This is a genomic window from Nocardia acidivorans NBRC 108247, from assembly GCF_001625085.1.
In the GTDB taxonomy this organism is placed as follows: Bacteria; Actinomycetota; Actinomycetes; order Mycobacteriales; family Mycobacteriaceae; genus Nocardia; species Nocardia acidivorans.
Genome location: NZ_BDAW01000033.1, coordinates 21,279 through 36,883 on the forward strand (window position 1 = coordinate 21,279; position 15,605 = coordinate 36,883).

The window sequence follows — 15,605 nt, forward strand, 5'->3', positions numbered from 1 at the left end:
CAGTTTGCCGTTGTCGTACACGAACGGTGGCATACCCGGTACGCGGCCCGGTAACGCTCGCCGGTGGATATTCGTCGCGGGCGGGGGTTTCGGTTGGTGGCCGGTTATCGCGGCCGCCGATGAGCGCTCAGCGTAGCCACAACGCGCGCTGAGCGGCGAAGGGATCGGCCTGGACCCGCGGTGATTCGGACCAGATCATGGTCTGCCGCCGCTCGGCGGTGTAGCGCGGCCAGTCGCCGCCCGGATCGCCATGGGTGACGAAGGACACCCATGACCGGTGCACCGCATCCGCCAGCGATTGCGGCGGATTGTCACCCGCCACCGCCGTCACGCCCTGCGCCTTCAGGCAGTCGAAGGCGAACGGCACATCCAGGCAGTGGAACGAGGTGCCCTGGAACTTCGGCGCTTTCGAGGCCCAGGTGAATTCGTAGAACCAGGTCGGCTGATCGCGCTTGGCGCGATCCTCGGCCAGCTTGTACGAGGGTGCGCGCAACAGCAAGTCGCTCTGAGCCTGGCCGAGCAACTGCGCGGCATTGTCTGCCGGATACGCGGCGCGGAAAGCGTCGACGGCGTCGGGCGGCAGGCCCATCGCGGCGAAGGCGGCGGGCAGGGCCGCATCGGTGACCGGCTGGTCCTGGGCCATGGCATTGAATTCGTCGCGGGTGAAGCCGAGCAGCAGCGGAACATTGGTCGCCCCACCGGATTTCAACAGCTCGGCGGTATCGAGCGGAATCGTGTCGCCGTCGGCGAAGGGCGCCAGGGCCAGCGCCGAACCGCTGTCCGGGCCGATCGCACGCAACGTGTCCTCCAGATCCTGAATCCGGTCGCCGGACAGGTCACCGAGCGCGGCGGCGGTGGCGGGCAGACCGCTGCGCTTGGTGAACAGCTCCGCGAGCGCCACGGCGGTGGCCCGGTCATTGGGCTGGGACACCGCACCGGAGGCCGAAATGCCCGCGCGGAAAAGACCTTTCGCCGCGGGCGCGGCCATGAGGGCCCAGACCGCACCGCCGCCGGCGGACTGACCCGCGACGGTGACCCGGTCCGGATCGCCGCCGAAGGCCGCGATATTGTCGCGCACCCATTCGAGCGCCGCGATCCAGTCCAGCACCCCGCGATTGTCCGGTGCGCCGTCGAGGTGCAGGAAGCCCTCGATGCCGAGCCGGTAGCCGATCGACACCACGATCACACCGTCGCGATTGAAGGCCGCGCCGTCATACCAGGGGCTGGCCGCACTGCCCGCTACGAAGCCGCCGCCGTGAATCCACACCAGTACGGGCAGTTTCGCGTTCTCACCGGTATCGGGGCTGAAGACGTTCAGGTTCAGCACGCCGTCGCCCGGAATGCTGGGCTCCGGTATCGCGGTCACCTCGGAGAGCTGTTTGCGCTGCGCCGTCGGCCCGTACCGGGTGCAGTCGAGCGTTTCGCGCCACGGCGTCGGCGGTACGGGGGCCGCGAATCGCAGCCGGCCGACCGGGGGCTGGGCGTAGGGGATGCCGAGGTACGCCGTCCCGGTATCCCGCCGGACGCCTCGCACCGGACCGTAGGCGGTGGTGACGGTCTCTGCCGAGGTGGCGCTCCCCTTCCCGGGTCCGCCGGTGGAACAGGCCGTACCCAACGCCAGTACGCCCGCTCCGAGCAGTAGGGTGCGGCGGCCGATATGCGGTACTGGCATGCGAAACCTCTGCTCCAATATATAAGTCAACTGTTGAAATAATTCAGGGCCAGCATAATGTCGAGCTGTGGATCATGCACACGTGGGCAGCCCCCAGGACTCCGCCGCCGTGCGCCGTCGCAATCTCGGCCTGGTGCTCCGGCATATCGCCGCGGCCGGGCCGTGCGCGCGCACGGAGATCGCGGCGGCCACGGGGCTGGCGCACGGGTCGGTGACCGCGCTCGTCGGCGATCTGGTCGAGCGGGGGCTGGTGCGCGAGGACGATGCGGTGCGCGGCGGCGGGCGCGGCCGGCCGGGCCGGCCACTGCGCTTGGCTCCGCGGCGGGCGCTGTCGGTGGCCGTGCAGATCACCTCCGAGCAGTTGCGCGTGGTGGTGGCCGATCTCGCGGGCGAGATCGTATGGCGTGAATCGGCCGCGCACCACGCCGTGCCCGGCCGGCCCGAGAGTATGGCCGATGCCGTGGCGGCCGCCGTCCGGCGGGCCGAAAATGCCTCCGAGTCAATGGCTTCGCCGGGCCGGCCCGCCGGGGTTCCGACCGCGCTGGCCGGTCCGGCGGCGAACTCCGTACTGGTGCGAATCGTCATCGCCATGGCCGGGCCGGTGCGCGATGACGCCGCGCAGACGGTCATGGCGGCGGCGGACTTCGGATGGTTGGGGCCGGTTCGGCTGGGGGAGTTGGTCGGGGAGCGGCTGCCCGGGGTGGATTGTCCGATCGATGTGGTGAACGACGGGAATGCCGCCGCGTTCGCCGAGTATCACGCGCGGGAGCGAAGGCGCGGACTGGTGCTGATCGAGGCCGGGACCGGCATCGGCGGTGGGGTGGTGTTGCACGGGCGAATTCAGGTCGGCAGCCACGGGATCGCGGGGGAGCCCGGGCATATGCCGGTGGCCCTCGACGGTCCGCTGTGCCTGTGCGGTGCGCGCGGATGCCTGGTGCTCTATGCCGGACCGGAGGCTGTACTGGGTGCGGCGGGGTTCGGGGAAGTGCTCGCTCGCGAGGGGCTCGAGGCCGCGTCGGGGCGACTGGTCGAGGCGCTCACCGCCGGTGACGCGCGGGCGCTGGCCGCCGTCGCGACGGCGGCGCGGGCGCTGGGCGCGGTGATCACCGCCATCACCGCGCTGCTGGATGTGGACGAGATCGTGCTGGGCGGACTGCTCGCGCAGTGGTTTCCCTGGTTGTCGCCGACCATCGAAGCTCGCCTGGCGGGGCGGCGGGCACTGGCCAGGGGGCTGGATATCGGGATCGCGCCGGGGGTGCTCGGCGCCGAGGCCATGCTGGTCGGCGCGATCGAATTCGCCAGGCGCACAGTGCTTTCCGATCCGGCCACGGTACCGCAGCTGGCGGTCGGCGGACGGCGCGCGAACACGCCTGCGGGCGCTTGACGTCGCGGTTCAGTAAAGATCGCCGTAGATTCGCTGATCTCACTACGCGGGGTGGTTCTATAGCGTAATGGATCTGCGTCAGGACCTGCGTGGCACTGTCGGCGACCTCATGCCCGAGCTGAAAGACCTGCTCGAGCAGCTCGTCGCAATCCCGTCCATCGCCTTTCCGGATTATCCGAAAGAGAACGTGCGGCGGGCGCACGATCTCGTAGCGGAAGAATTGCGGAAGTCCGGTGTCGACGATATTTCGGTATTGGACCTGCCCGATACCTCCCCGGTCATCTACGGCCGCATCCCCGCGCCACCCGGTGCGCCGACCGTACTGCTGTACGGGCACTACGACGTTCAGCCTTCCGGTGATGAAAGCCTCTGGAACACACCGCCGTTCACGCCGACCGAGAAGGACGGTGCGATCTACGGTCGCGGCGCGGCGGACTGCAAGGCCAATGTGGTCGCGCACATCGGCGCACTGCGGGCCTACGGCGGTAAGCCGCCGGTCGGGGTCACCATCGTCATCGAGGGGCAGGAGGAGTACGGCTCCAGCTTCGACGATTATCCGGGCGAGAAGCCGGATCTCTTCCAGGCCGACGCCCTGCTCATCTGCGATGCGGGCAATATCCGGGCGGGCACCCCCACCCTGGTCACCGCATTGCGCGGTGTCGCGGACGTTTTCGTCGAGGTGCGCACGCTCGCGGCCCCGGTGCACTCCGGTCAGTTCGGCGGTGCGGCCCCCGACGCCCTGCTCGCGCTGGTGGCCGGGCTCGCGACCCTGCACGATGCCGACGGCAATGTGGCGGTCCAGGGTCTGCGGCGGGACACATGGACCGGCGCGAACTACACCGATGCGGAATTCGCCGAAATCACCGGTATGGCACCGGGAATGCCGCTGCTGGGCACCGGGCCGATCGGTGAGCGGATCTGGTACGGACCCGCCGTCACGGTCATAGGATTGGACGCGCCGCCGGTGAAAACCGCTGCGTCGGCGGTGGTTCCGTACGCCAAGGCGTATCTGAACGTCCGCGTGCATCCGGAACAGGATCCGGCCGAGGGTCAGCGCGCGGTGATCGAACACCTGAAGAAGGTCAAGCCCTACGGCATCGAACTCACCGTCACCGGTGGTGATGTCGGGGCCGGATTCGCCGCGGGCACCAGCGGTCCCGCGTATGCCGCCATGCGCGAGGCCATGGGTAAGGCGTGGAATACCGAGGTGGTGGACTCGGCCATGGGCGGTTCGATTCCGCTCACCAACTCCATGGCCGCCGCCAATCCGAACTCCGAGGTGATCATGATCGGCGCGGAGGACTCGAAGTGCAATATGCACGGCTTCAATGAGCGAGTCCTGTTGAGCGAGTTGAGCAATACCGCCCTCGCCGAGGCCGAATTCTTCCAACTGTTCGCGAACAGGATGCGCAAATGAGCGACACCACGGTGGCCGATCCGGCATCCGCGCCCAAGCCCGCGCAGCATAAGAAGAAACGCGGCTTCCCCTCCACCTACACGATTCTCGCGGGCGTCACGGTGGCGGTGTGGTTGGCCGCCTTCGTGATTCCGCCGGGCGCGTATCAGGTGGACGACAAGGGCCACACCATCGCGGGGTCCTATCACCGCATCGAGGGTGCGAAGAACATCGGCGAGCGGATGCGTGATCTGTTCCTCGCCCCGATCAACGGCCTCTACGGTATCCGGGGTGAGAACGGTCAGGTCGCGCCCGACAGCTCCGGTGCGCTCTACGGCGCCGCGGCGGTCTTCCTCTTCGTGCTCGCGGTCGGCGCGTTCATCACCGTCGCCTTCGCCACCGGCGCGCTGGACAGCGGAATCGGGCGGCTGGCATACAAACTGCGCAGCCGGTCGTTCCTGCTCATCGTCGGCATCATGGTGGTCTTCGCCGTCGCGGGCACGGTCGAGGGGTTCGCGGAGGAGACCCTCGGTTTCTACGCGCTGCTGGTCCCCCTGACCCTGGCGCTCGGCTACGACCGCATGACCGCGGTCGGTGCGATCATCGCCGGGGCGGGTGTGGGCGTGCTGTGTTCCACGGTCAACCCGTTCGCCACCGGTACCGCCTCCTCGGCCGCGGATGTGCCGATCGGTGACGGCATCGTGCTGCGCCTGGCCATGCTGGTCGTGCTCACCGCGGTCACCGTCGCCTATGTGCTCTGGTACGCGCGCCGGGTCAAGAACGATCCCGAGAAGTCTTGGTCCGGTTGGCAACCCGGCGATCGGGAGGTGAAAGCCGATGAGCACGAACCGGATCCGCTGACCAAGCGGCAGATTCTGGTGCTGTGGCTGGTCGGTCTCACCTTCGCCTTCATGATCTTCGCGATCATTCCCTGGGCCACGGTCATCAATGGCCCGGACGCGAAATCCTTCGGCTGGGAACTGGATTGGTACTTCCCGGAGCTGACCGCGCTGTTCCTGGTCGGCGCGGTGGTGATCGGACTGGTCGGTGGCCTCGGCGAGAGCAGCATGTCCGAGGCGGTGGGCAAGGGCTTCGGCGATTTCGTCGGCGCGGGCATTGTCATCGTGCTGGCCCGCGGCGTCACCGTGATCATGAACAACACCCAGATCACCGCCACCGTGCTGCATGCCCTCGAAGGCGTGGTGACCGGCACCTCCTCGGCCGTCTTCGCCGTCGCGGTCTTCCTGGTGAATGTGCCGCTGGCATTCCTGATCCCCTCCACCTCGGGCCACGCCACCCTCGCCATGCCGATTATGGCCCCGCTCGCCGATTTCGCGAATGTGCCGCGCTCCCTGGTGGTTACGGCTTGGCAGTCGGCCTCGGGCTGGGCGAACCTGGTCACCCCCACCACGGCCGTGGTCACCGGCGGCATCGCCCTGGCCAAGGTGCGCTACGACCGCTACGTCAAGTTCATCGCCCCCCTCATGGGCATCCTGTTCGTCCTGATCTGCGCCTTCCTGGCCATCGCCGCCTGGATCGGCTGATCAGCGAATCAGATTGCCCCGGTACCGCTCCAGCTGCGCCGTCATATCGAAGCTCGGATCGATGAGCCAACGCGATTGCAGGCCGTCGGCCAGGGCGAAGAGCGTGACGGCGGCGGCAGCGGGATCGACATGTGCGGGTAGCCTTCCGGCATCGCGCATGTCGCGCAGCGATGCCGAGAAGCCCTCGACGCCAATGCGATAACGCTCCCGCATATAGCTCTCAGCGAGTCCTGCGCGGCCCCGGATCGGGCAGGTCGGCGGGGGCGAGCACCTTGGTGAGCGCGGCGGCGACCGTCTCCAGTTCACCCCGCTCCAGCTGTCCGCCGAAGCGCCGCTCGATACCGGAGAGGTAGTGGGGGGCGGCCTCGCGGAACCGTTCCCGGCCCCGGTCGGTAATGCTCACGAAGGCCGAGCGCCCGTCGTCGGGATTCGATTCGCGGCGCACCAGGCCCTGTGCTTCCAGTTCGGTGACCAGGCGGCTCACCCGGGTGCGGCTCAGCACCACCCGCTCGCCCAGATCGCTCATCCGCAGGCGTTGCGGCCCATCCAGTTCCAGCAGGACGTCGTACCAGCTCAGCGGAAGTCCGGTGCTGCGCCGCAGTTCGGCGTCCAGCTCCGGGACCAGTCTGGCGTGCACCTGGAGCAGGGCGGCCCAGGCGGAGACGGCGGGGTGGGGTTTCGGTGCCACCTGTTCAGCATAACCGGTTGCGTGCGGGCGCACATAAGTAGTAGCGTGCACACGCACATACTTTTGTGCTCGGGAAAGGAAAACCCATGACCACGTTGATCACTCGCGAAGAACTCCGCAAAGAGATCGAGGCCGGAACGGTGACGGTGCTGGACGCCCTCGGCGGCCAGTACTACGCCAAGGCGCATCTCCCGGGTGCGCTGCCGTTGATCGAATCCGAAGTCGACGCCCGCGCACCGGAACTGCTCCCCGACAAGGCGGCCGCCATCGTCACCTACTGCTCCAACGCGGCCTGCGGCAACAGCCAGAATGTCGCCACCGCACTGGAGCGACTCGGCTACACCAATGTCCGCAAATACCGTGACGGCATTCAGGATTGGAGTGAGGCGGGCCTGCCAATCGAGAGCTAAGCCCGGAGAAATCGTCCCAGACGCATTAAGATCCGCAGCAGTCATCATTCGGTGTTCGCAGACTGCGGAGGGGGCTCGTCGATGAGCTCAATGCAACTGGACGCGCCCGACGGGCCCATCGAGGCCTACCTCGCCACACCCTCCGGGGAGGGGCCGTGGCCCGGGGTGGTGGTACTGCACGACATGCTCGGAATCGGCAGCGCCGTGCGGGAATCCGCCCGCATGCTCGCCGATCACGGTTACCTCGCCATCGCACCGGACCTGTTCTCGCGCGGAGCGGTCCGGTGCGTGCCGGGGATGATTCGCGATCTCATGGGCAATAAACGCGACAGCCGCGCGGTACGCGATATCCTCGCCGCCCGCGCGCAGCTGACCGGCGATCCGCGCTGTACCGGCAAGGTCGCGGTGGCGGGCTTCTGTCTGGGCGGTGCGTTCGCGCTACTGGCCGCCACCGAGGGGTTCGACGCCGCCGCGCCGTTCTATCCGGCGGGCCGTGGCAATTACGACGAGATACTGCGCGGGTCGTGCCCGGTCGTGGCCAGTTACGGTAGTCGTGATCCGCAGAATATCGGCCGCGGGCCGAAACTCGAGCGCACGCTGACCGAGGCCGGAGTGCCGCACGATGTGAAAACCTATCCGAAATCAGGACATTCGTTCGCCGACAACCATCCCGGCCAGCCGCTGCTGAAGGTGCTGGGCCTGGGCTACAACGCCGAGGCCACTTCCGATGCCTGGCAGCGCATCTTCGCCTTCTTCGACACCCATCTCTCGTCGGGCGAGCCGCAGGTATAGTCGAACAGCCGGATCTCAGCCGCGGCGGCAGCGCGCGACCAGCGCCAGACAGCCTGCCGCCGCCACCGCCACGACGGCGAACATGGCCGGGTAGCCGATGCCTGTGCCGTCGTGCGTCATCGCCATGACGACCGGGACGCCGAAGCCGAGATAGCTGACCGCGTAGAAGACCGCGGTCAGACCCGCGAGATCGTCGGGCCGGGCCATGCGCTCGATCTCCAGGAGTCCCGCGACCAGGCCGATGCCGAAGCCCATACCGAGAACGGCGGCCGTGGCAATGGTGAGCCAGAGCGTGAGCGTGCTGGAAGCCGCTGCGGCCGAACCCATTCCTGTGATGACCAGGAGCAACGCCAGCACCGGCAGTCGGATGGTGCCGGGCCGATCCAGGCGGCGCGCCACCGACTGGATGGCGAAACCGCAGCCCAGTGTGATGACGGTGATGAGCGCCGAGAAGGCGATGGGCGCACCGTGCACCCGCGGCATCATGAGCGTCGGCATGATGGCGTAGGCGGTCGCCGACGAGGTGAACAGCCAGAGCGAGATCGGCAGCGCGACCAGCCGGAAGCGTCGATGCGCGGCGGCCGGGACCTTCAAGTCATCCAGCAGTCGGGCCGTGGTCCGCTCCGGCGCAAGGGTTTCCGGGGTACGTGCCAGCGCCGCCGCGGCCGCCAGGCACAGCCCGACATTGATCAGATAGGGGAGCACACCCGGGAGCGGCCCCCACTGCGCCATGACACCCGCCACGCCCGCACCCACGCCGAAGCCGCCGGTAAGGCTCATGGCCGAGCGGCGCGCACCCGCCCCCGACGCGGTCTCCGGCGCGAAGGGCGGCTGCGACAACTCCTTGAGCCAACTGCTGCCCACCGCCATGGCCAAGCCGATGGCGACACCGCTCAGTACGCGGCCCGCGGAAAGCATTGGGACAGAGGAGGATCCGAACGCCAGCAGCAGCGACCCCGCCGCCGCGACGAGCGGAGCAGGTCGCATGAGCGGCCGCCGTCCATACCGGTCCGAGAGCGGCCCGCCGATCAACAGCGCGGGCACGATCCCCAGTACGTATTCGAACAGCAGCAGATCAACCGTGGTGACCGGCAACCCGTCCCGCTTGTACATCACCAGCAGCGGTGTGAATTCGTTTCCGCCCCAGGCGATCGCGAAGATGGCGGCGGACACGGCCGGCCAGGCGCGGGGGTGCGTCGCGGTGATCGCCGCCGGGCGGTCCAGGACCGCGGCCGCGGCTTCGCGTTCGCCGCCGGTGGCCGGGTTCGCCATCACAGTCCTCTCAATGTCACGCCGTGCACGTCCATCAGGTGCTGGGCGAGGGCGGCGGCGAAGCCCGCGGTGTCGCCGGATTCGATGAGGTCCGCGAGGCGGGCGTGCTGGGCGATGATGCGATCGGTTTCGATCGCGCCATGGCGCAGCGCGACGCTGTTCATGCGGCGCTGGCGTTCGCGTAGGGAGTCGTAGAAGCCCGCGAGCAGCGGGTTGCCCGCGGCCACCACGTATTCGCGATGGAAGTCGGCGTCCACCACGGCGAATTCGTCGAGGTCACCGGAGGCGGCCAGGGCCCGCTGGCGTTCGAGGGAGGCGCGCAGTCGGGTCATGAGCGCCGACCGGTCGGTCTCGGCGAGGGCTCGCACGGCCCCGGTCTCCACGACGTAGCGCGCCTGCGTCACGTGTTCGGCCTCATGCGAGGGCACCGGCACCACCAGCGCACCGCGCTTGGGGTACAGCTTCATCCATCCTTCGGTCTCCAACCGCAGGAAGGCCTCGCGGACCGGGGTGCGCGAGGTGCCGAGCGCGGTGGCGATCTCGCCCTCGCTGATCAGCTCGCCCCCGGGCAGTTCCCCGTTCAGGATGCGTTCCTTGACCTCGCGGTAGGCCCGTTCGGCGGATGAATACGTCATAGACACAAGTCGCATCCTAGGTATCCGACCGGTCGGATTTGCTGGGGTGTGGCCGGTCTCACCGCCGCGCCGACGGCGGGACTTGCGCGCGCCGAACCTTTACCCCGATGATTTGTCCTGTTGGCATGCTGCCAGTAAGTGAGACATGGAGGTCCCGCATGGCGAATGACGCCACCCCGCCGCTGAACGAGATCGTGAACGGCGCGCTCGAATTCACGATTCCGATCGCGTACAAGATGGGCGTCCAGGTCACCGAGGTTCGCCCCGGCTACGCCGCCACCAAGGTCCCGGTCGAGGGCAATGGCAACCATTTCGGCGTCATGTACGCCGGAGTGCTCTTCACCGTCGCGGAGATTCTGGGCGGCGCGCTGGCCGTCGCCAGCTTCGACAGCGCCCTGTACTACCCGCTGGTCAAGGATCTGCACATCTATTTCCGCAAGCCCGCCGCCACCGATGTCACCGCGGTGGCCGAGCTGTCGGAGTCCGAGATCGCCCGCATCGCGGAGGAGGCTGAACACAAGGGCAAGTCCGACTTCGTGCTCGAGGCGGTCGTCACCGATGCCAACGGCGTGGTGGTCGCGGAGACCGAGGGGCTGTATCAGCTTCGCGCCCACCGCAAGTGACCGGGCGCGAATAACCGAATCGGCCCGGCATCGATCCTCGATGCCGGGTCGATCGGTATTGCCTGTGAACCGTTATCCGTTGTGCGGCAACCGAACCAGCATCTTGCCGGTATTCGCGCCGCTCATCATGGCGGTGAAGGCATCCAGCGCCTGATCGATGCCGTCGACCACCGTCTCCTCCGCGTGCAGTGCGCCCTCGGCCAGCCAGCCCGCCGCCTTGCCGATCCACTCCGGGGCCTGGTGCAGATGATCGCCGACATTCATTCCGCGCAGGGTGATCCGCTTACCGATGGCCAGCGGCAGCGAGGACGGGCCGGGGGCCGGTTCGGTGTCGTTGTACACCGAGATGGCACCGCACAGCGCGATGCGCCCGCGCAGATTCATGGTGCGCAGCGCGGCGTCGAGGTGATCGCCGCCGACATTGTCGAAGTACACGTCGATGCCCTCGGGCGCGGCGGCGGACAACTGCCCCACCAAATCTCCCGCGCGGTAATCGATGGCGTGATCGAAGCCGAACTCCTCGAGCAGCCGGGCGGTCTTGGCCGGACCACCCGCCGAGCCGATCACCTTGGCCGCACCGAGCCGCTTGGCCACCTGTCCCGCAATGGAACCCACCGCACCCGCCGCGCCGGAGATGAACACGACATCACCCGGTTTGACCGGGGCGACCTCGGTGAGGCCCGCGTACGCGGTGATGCCGGTGGTGCCCAGCACACCCAAATACGCCTGGGCGGGCGCGATCTCGGTATTCACCACCTGGACGGCGGCGGCATCGAGCACGGCGTACTCGCGCCAGCCGTAGAAGTGGCTGACCACCGCGCCGACCGGCACGGTGTCGGCGGCGGAGGCGATGACGGTGCCGACCGCACCGCCGGTCATGGCCTCACCGAGACCGAAAGGGGGGATATAGGATTCGACATCGTTCATGCGCCCGCGCATGTACGGGTCCACCGACAGCCAGTCATTGCGTACCAGCACCTGTCCAGGTGCGGGATCGGGCGGCGTCACGGTGGCGAGTTCGAAATCCGCGGGCTCGGGCTCGCCGTGCGGGCGGGCGATCAGACGCCATTCACGGCTGTCGACGGTCATTGCTGTTCTCCTTCAAGTCTTTTCGTTCCGAGCCCGGTGAGCAGGGCATCGGTCGCGGTGCGCAGTAGATCGGTGCGGCCCACCGCAAGCAGGCCGATGGTGGTGGCGAGAATGATTCCGGCGGCCTCGGCGGGGCGTTCCCGGCCCGCCTCGGCGAGGACGGCGGTGAGCAGTCCGTGCAGATCCTCGGTGAAGGTGCGGCAGATATCCCCGCAGAGCCGGGCCTGCTCGTCGATGAGCTCGGCGGCGTGCGGTGAGTCCGCGAAAGGCCCCGAGGCCAGTAGCACTTTCGCGGAGGCGATGCCGAAGACCCTGTCCGCCAGCGGAACCGGTGCGGCGGCCGCCTCCCGCGCGGCGGCCATCGCCTCCGCGTGCAGGCGATCGGCGAGCCGCCGCACGGCATCGTCCTTATTGCGTACGTACTGGTAGACCGCCGACCTGGAAACCCCTGTCTCGGAGGCGATATCGTCCATGGTCGTACGACGTGCCCCGTACCGCAGCAGGCAGCGCAGGGTGGCGTCGAGTACGTCGACGGTCCGGTCGGCCATCGGCTCAGAGCGCCTTCAGCAGCTCCGCCGCCAGCGGGGCGGAGGAGGCCGGGTTCTGCCCGGTGTAGAGATTGCGATCCACCTCGGTATGCGGGGCCCACGGATCACCGGCCCGGAAGTCCAGACCCAGGGCGACGAGTCGATCCTCCAGCAGCCACTTGGCCTTGTCCGCGAAGCCGGCCTGGGTCTCCTCGGCATTGGTGAAGCCGGTGATCCGGTAGCCCGCGAACGGCGATTTCCCGTCGGCATCGGCGGTGGCCAGCAGGGCGGCCGGGGCATGGCACACCACCCCGAGCGGTTTGCCCGAAGCCAGTGCGGCATTGAGCAATTCGCCGGAGACGGAATTGACGGCCAGATCCTCCATGGGACCGTGCCCGCCCGGGTAGTAGACCGCGTCGTAGTCGGCCAGATCGACCGCGCCGAGGTCGATGGGATGGCTCAATTCGGTTGCCTTGCGCAGGGTTTCGGCGACCCTCTCCGCGCCCTCCGGCCCGCCGTTGGCCTCGGGGGCGAGGCTGCCGCGGTCGACGGGCGGCACCACCGCGCCGGGGGTGGCGACCACGATGTCGTGCCCGGCCGCGGTGAATGCCTCATAGGGTGCGGCGAACTCTTCGGCCCAGTACCCGGTGGGGTGCTGGGTACCGTCGGCCAGCGTCCAATGGTCGACGCCGGTCATGACGAACAAGACCTTGGCCATGATGCTCCTCGCTCAGAACGTGCTGTTTCCGATGAACTGACACTCCGTATGCGAAATGTCAGGTTGTCGGGTTCAACCGTATGTACGCGAACATAGATCGACCAATAGACTCGCCTATATGAGACATAGACAGATCGATGGCTCTGTGGATTTGGCGCAGCTCCGCACGTTTCTCGCCGTCTACCGGGCCGGATCGCTGACCGCGGGTGCGAATCAGGTCGGCCTGTCCCAGCCCACTGTGACGACGCAGCTACAGGCGCTGGAGCGCAAGCTGGGTCCGCTCTTCGAACGACTGCCGCGCGGGGTCGCCCCGACCGCCGCCGCCCATGATCTCGCCGCCCGGGTGGCCGGCCCCCTCGATGCGCTGGAGTCCGTGGTCGGTGACTCACCGCGGGATGACACCCCTGAGCCGCCGGTGCTGCTGGGCGGTCCGGCCGAATTGCTCGCCTCGCTCACGCTGCCCGCGCTGGCCCCGCTCATCACACAGGGCATCCGATTCACCATTGCCACCGGTCTGGCCGATGAGCTGCTCACCGATCTGCGGCTGGGAAAGCTGGATCTGGTGCTCTCCACCATTCGCCCGCGCGGCCGCACCGTGCTGGCCGATCCGCTGGCGGATGAGGAATTCGTCCTGGTGGCCGCACCGCCGGTGGCGGCGCGGGTCGATATCGATCGGTTGCGCGGCAATGATTTCACGGGCGTGCCGCTGATCAGCTATGCGGCGGATCTGCCCATTGTGCGCCGCTATTGGCGGCATGTATTCGACACCCGGTTGGAAGCCGAAGCGGCGCTGGTGATTCCGGATCTGCGGGCGGTACTGGCCGCGGTGGTCGCGGGTGCGGGTATCTCGGTGCTGCCGCGTTATCTGTGCGCGCGTGAACTCGATGCGGGATCGGTGGTGACACTGCTGGATCCGGAGGATTCGCCGATCAATACCGTGTATCTGGCCCGCCGGGTCGGCGGTTCGGCCCGTCCGCATATCGAACGGGTGCGCGCCCATCTGCTGGAGGCTGCCGAGGAATGGCGGGCCTGCGTGCACTGAGCGCGCGGACCCGCCGATACCCGTCGAAAGCCCTGGGCGACAGGCTATTTCCCGGAGACCAGCCCGAATTCGGTGAGCAGTTCTCCGACCTCGGTGGCATCGAGTCGCTTCATGATGCGCTTGCGCAGGATCTCCGGCCCGGGCAGATCGATGGCCTTCCCATCGCGCAACCTGCTGGTCGCCGCCAGCAGCGAGCGAATGTCGTACGTGGAGTTGAAGACCTCGGGTACGCCGCGCTCGATATTCAACAGCTGATACGCGGCCTCCATACCGGTGCGCACCGAGTACTCGGTGGTGAAGATGCAATCGCGGCTGGTCTCGGAGAACTGTCCGATGAAGGCGAAGTTCACCGATCCCTCGGGCACCACATTGGGCCGGTCACCGGCCTTGCGCGGCATGAAGAACGAGGTCACGTACGGCATCATCACCGGTACGCAGGTGGCGGCGTTCGCGGCCAGGTCCGCAATGTCCGCGACCGGAACACCCATGTGGTACAGCCACTCCCGGGTGATCTCCTCACCGGTGCACTCCTGCATGGTCTTCTTCACGTAGTCGCCCGGGACATCCGCGAACAGTGAATACACCCAGACCACGATCTGGTCCTTGGGCTGCTGTTTGAAATGCGGCTGCCGGTTCACCGTCCAGCTCATCAGCCAGCTCGAATCCTGCACCGTGACAATGCCGCCGGTGACGACCTTGCCGCTGAACGGATCTCGCTTACAGATCTTCTGAATGTATTCGGGGATGCGCTGATCCAGCGTGGTGACCGTCGCCGATTCCCATTTGGTCTTCTCGATATCGCCCGCGAAGACCTCGGGCCGCCCGAAGGCCGGATCCTTGGCCGCGATGGTGCGCCACAGATCCCAGGCGGGTGCGGGCCCGGTGTTCAGCGTGGCGGGGGTGTGCTGATCGCCCTCGTCGGAATTCTCGGTGAGCGAGCCGATGGTCATGAACAGCAGATCGTTCTCCCCGAGGTCGACGCCGCCCTCGACGCCCTCGGACACCCAGTGAATCCGCGTGGCCTGCTTGCGTTTCGCGCTCAGGTCGAAATCCACATCGGTGACGGTGGTATCGAACCTGAAGGTGACGCCCTGATTCAGCAGCCACCGGTACAGCGGCAGCACCAGCGATTCGTACTGGTTGTACCTGGTGAACTTCAGCGCCGAGAAGTCCGGCAGCCCGCCGATATGGTGGATGAAGCGATGCAGGTACAGCTTCATCTCCAGCGCGCTGTGCCACTCCTCGAAGGCGAACATGGTGCGCCAGTACAACCAGAAGTTGCTGCGCAGGAAGTCTTTCGAGAAGACTTCGTCGATCCGCTTGTCCTCCATCTCCTCCCGGGTGGCGAGGAAGACCTTCACGATCTCCTTCTGTGCCTTGTCATTCAGGGTGAAGAGGCCGTCGGTGTGCGCGTCCTGGCCGCGTTCCACCGTGGCGCGTTGCAGCGAGAAGTTCGGATCGTCCTTGTTGAGCCAGTAGAACTCGTCCAGGACGCTGGCCCCCTCGATCTCCATGGACGGAATGGAGCGATACAGGTCCCACAGGCATTCGAAGTGGTTCTCCATTTCGCGTCCACCGCGAATGACGAAGCCCTTCTTGGGTTTACGAATTCCGTCCAGCGCACCGCCGGGCAGCTCGAGCTCCTCCAGAATGGTGATCCTATTGCCCGGCAACTGACCGTCGCGGATGAGGAACGCCGCTCCGGACAGCGAGGCGAGGCCGGATCCGACGAACCAGGCCGTCTTGGCGTCGACGCCCTCGGGCTTGCGCGGTCGGGCGAAGGCTTCGTAATTGCCACTGCTGTAGAACATAG

At 67.4% G+C, this 15,605-nt stretch carries 16 protein-coding genes; 7 read left to right on the forward strand and 9 right to left on the reverse strand.

The genetic code is table 11. The features are described 5' to 3' along the window. Nucleotides 1-127: 127 nt before the first annotated feature. Nucleotides 128-1,672, reverse strand: coding sequence for a carboxylesterase/lipase family protein (locus NA10_RS18975; protein ID WP_084514932.1), 1,545 nt, complete (start codon nucleotides 1,670-1,672; stop codon nucleotides 128-130). A gap of 82 nt (nucleotides 1,673-1,754) precedes the next feature. Here NA10_RS18975 and NA10_RS18980 point away from each other — a divergent pair, with 82 nt between their 5' ends. From NA10_RS18980 to NA10_RS18990, 3 genes are all read left to right on the forward strand, one after another. Next, entirely contained in the window at nucleotides 1,755-3,056 is a 1,302-nt protein-coding gene (locus NA10_RS18980) for an ROK family transcriptional regulator (RefSeq protein ID WP_067569954.1), read from the forward strand. Nucleotides 3,057-3,123: 67 nt separating this feature from the next. Beyond that, nucleotides 3,124-4,473, forward strand: a complete 1,350-nt coding sequence (locus NA10_RS18985) for a M20/M25/M40 family metallo-hydrolase (protein ID WP_067569825.1) — start codon at nucleotides 3,124-3,126, stop codon at nucleotides 4,471-4,473. Beyond that, nucleotides 4,470-5,996, forward strand: a complete 1,527-nt coding sequence (locus NA10_RS18990) for a YfcC family protein (protein WP_067569826.1) — start codon at nucleotides 4,470-4,472, stop codon at nucleotides 5,994-5,996. The genes NA10_RS18985 and NA10_RS18990 overlap by 4 nt, the downstream gene beginning before the upstream one ends. On the opposite strand, the gene NA10_RS18995 is transcribed toward NA10_RS18990, so the two are convergent. Beyond that, nucleotides 5,997-6,209 (reverse strand): TetR family transcriptional regulator C-terminal domain-containing protein, encoded by a 213-nt coding sequence (locus tag NA10_RS18995; protein ID WP_067569827.1) that lies wholly within the window; start codon nucleotides 6,207-6,209, stop codon nucleotides 5,997-5,999. 7 nt (nucleotides 6,210-6,216) lie between these two features. Next, on the reverse strand, nucleotides 6,217-6,684 hold the full coding sequence (locus NA10_RS19000) for a MarR family winged helix-turn-helix transcriptional regulator (RefSeq protein ID WP_067569829.1): 468 nt from the start codon (nucleotides 6,682-6,684) through the stop codon (nucleotides 6,217-6,219). Nucleotides 6,685-6,770: 86 nt separating this feature from the next. Here NA10_RS19000 and NA10_RS19005 point away from each other — a divergent pair, with 86 nt between their 5' ends. Next, on the forward strand, nucleotides 6,771-7,094 hold the full coding sequence (locus NA10_RS19005) for a rhodanese-like domain-containing protein (RefSeq protein WP_067569831.1): 324 nt from the start codon (nucleotides 6,771-6,773) through the stop codon (nucleotides 7,092-7,094). An 81-nt stretch (nucleotides 7,095-7,175) separates the two neighbouring features. Then, entirely contained in the window at nucleotides 7,176-7,886 is a 711-nt protein-coding gene (locus NA10_RS19010; RefSeq protein WP_067569833.1) for a dienelactone hydrolase family protein, read from the forward strand. A gap of 15 nt (nucleotides 7,887-7,901) precedes the next feature. On the opposite strand, the gene NA10_RS19015 is transcribed toward NA10_RS19010, so the two are convergent. Both NA10_RS19015 and NA10_RS19020 read right to left on the reverse strand, forming a co-directional pair. Beyond that, nucleotides 7,902-9,158: an MFS transporter gene (locus tag NA10_RS19015; RefSeq protein ID WP_084514934.1), complete on the reverse strand. Its 1,257-nt coding sequence runs from the start codon at nucleotides 9,156-9,158 to the stop codon at nucleotides 7,902-7,904. After that, complete coding sequence (locus NA10_RS19020) at nucleotides 9,158-9,793, reverse strand: GntR family transcriptional regulator (RefSeq protein WP_067569835.1); 636 nt, start codon at nucleotides 9,791-9,793, stop codon at nucleotides 9,158-9,160. Before NA10_RS19020 ends, NA10_RS19015 begins: the two co-directional genes overlap by 1 nt. 158 nt (nucleotides 9,794-9,951) lie before the next feature. On the opposite strand from NA10_RS19020, the gene NA10_RS19025 reads away from it, so the two are divergent. Further along, nucleotides 9,952-10,416 carry a PaaI family thioesterase gene (locus tag NA10_RS19025; RefSeq protein WP_067569837.1) on the forward strand — a complete coding sequence of 155 codons (465 nt, stop codon included), beginning with the start codon at nucleotides 9,952-9,954 and terminating at the stop codon, nucleotides 10,414-10,416. A 72-nt stretch (nucleotides 10,417-10,488) separates the two neighbouring features. Here NA10_RS19025 and NA10_RS19030 read toward each other — a convergent pair whose 3' ends face one another. From NA10_RS19030 to NA10_RS19040, 3 genes are read right to left on the reverse strand one after another with little or no spacing between them, the layout of a single operon-like run. After that, nucleotides 10,489-11,505: an NADP-dependent oxidoreductase gene (locus NA10_RS19030; protein WP_067569839.1), complete on the reverse strand. Its 1,017-nt coding sequence runs from the start codon at nucleotides 11,503-11,505 to the stop codon at nucleotides 10,489-10,491. After that, nucleotides 11,502-12,053: a TetR/AcrR family transcriptional regulator gene (locus tag NA10_RS19035; protein WP_067569841.1), complete on the reverse strand. Its 552-nt coding sequence runs from the start codon at nucleotides 12,051-12,053 to the stop codon at nucleotides 11,502-11,504. The genes NA10_RS19030 and NA10_RS19035 overlap by 4 nt, the downstream gene beginning before the upstream one ends. Nucleotides 12,054-12,057: 4 nt before the next feature. Continuing rightward, the gene (locus NA10_RS19040) at nucleotides 12,058-12,750 is read right to left on the reverse strand and encodes a type 1 glutamine amidotransferase domain-containing protein (protein WP_067569843.1); all 693 of its coding nucleotides are present in this window, start codon (nucleotides 12,748-12,750) and stop codon (nucleotides 12,058-12,060) included. A 118-nt stretch (nucleotides 12,751-12,868) separates the two neighbouring features. On the opposite strand from NA10_RS19040, the gene NA10_RS19045 reads away from it, so the two are divergent. Further along, nucleotides 12,869-13,792, forward strand: a complete 924-nt coding sequence (locus NA10_RS19045) for a LysR family transcriptional regulator (RefSeq protein WP_067569845.1) — start codon at nucleotides 12,869-12,871, stop codon at nucleotides 13,790-13,792. Between the two features lie 44 nt (nucleotides 13,793-13,836). Here NA10_RS19045 and NA10_RS19050 read toward each other — a convergent pair whose 3' ends face one another. After that, nucleotides 13,837-15,603: an oleate hydratase gene (locus NA10_RS19050; protein ID WP_067569847.1), complete on the reverse strand. Its 1,767-nt coding sequence runs from the start codon at nucleotides 15,601-15,603 to the stop codon at nucleotides 13,837-13,839. Nucleotides 15,604-15,605 lie beyond the last annotated feature (2 nt).

Excerpts from the sequence above, each read along its gene's own strand:
- NA10_RS18975 (WP_084514932.1), bottom strand. The coding sequence starts at position 1,672 with ATGCCAGTACCGCATATCGGCCGCCGCACCCTACTGCTCGGAGCGGGC.
- NA10_RS18985 (WP_067569825.1), top strand. The coding sequence starts at position 3,124 with ATGGATCTGCGTCAGGACCTGCGTGGCACTGTCGGCGACCTCATGCCC.
- NA10_RS18990 (WP_067569826.1), top strand. The coding sequence starts at position 4,470 with ATGAGCGACACCACGGTGGCCGATCCGGCATCCGCGCCCAAGCCCGCG.
- NA10_RS18995 (WP_067569827.1), bottom strand. The coding sequence starts at position 6,209 with ATGCGGGAGCGTTATCGCATTGGCGTCGAGGGCTTCTCGGCATCGCTG.
- NA10_RS19005 (WP_067569831.1), top strand. The coding sequence starts at position 6,771 with ATGACCACGTTGATCACTCGCGAAGAACTCCGCAAAGAGATCGAGGCC.
- NA10_RS19010 (WP_067569833.1), top strand. The coding sequence starts at position 7,176 with ATGAGCTCAATGCAACTGGACGCGCCCGACGGGCCCATCGAGGCCTAC.
- NA10_RS19015 (WP_084514934.1), bottom strand. The coding sequence starts at position 9,158 with ATGGCGAACCCGGCCACCGGCGGCGAACGCGAAGCCGCGGCCGCGGTC.
- NA10_RS19020 (WP_067569835.1), bottom strand. The coding sequence starts at position 9,793 with ATGACGTATTCATCCGCCGAACGGGCCTACCGCGAGGTCAAGGAACGC.
- NA10_RS19025 (WP_067569837.1), top strand. The coding sequence starts at position 9,952 with ATGGCGAATGACGCCACCCCGCCGCTGAACGAGATCGTGAACGGCGCG.
- NA10_RS19030 (WP_067569839.1), bottom strand. The coding sequence starts at position 11,505 with ATGACCGTCGACAGCCGTGAATGGCGTCTGATCGCCCGCCCGCACGGC.
- NA10_RS19035 (WP_067569841.1), bottom strand. The coding sequence starts at position 12,053 with ATGGCCGACCGGACCGTCGACGTACTCGACGCCACCCTGCGCTGCCTG.
- NA10_RS19040 (WP_067569843.1), bottom strand. The coding sequence starts at position 12,750 with ATGGCCAAGGTCTTGTTCGTCATGACCGGCGTCGACCATTGGACGCTG.
- NA10_RS19045 (WP_067569845.1), top strand. The coding sequence starts at position 12,869 with ATGAGACATAGACAGATCGATGGCTCTGTGGATTTGGCGCAGCTCCGC.
- NA10_RS19050 (WP_067569847.1), bottom strand. The coding sequence starts at position 15,603 with ATGTTCTACAGCAGTGGCAATTACGAAGCCTTCGCCCGACCGCGCAAG.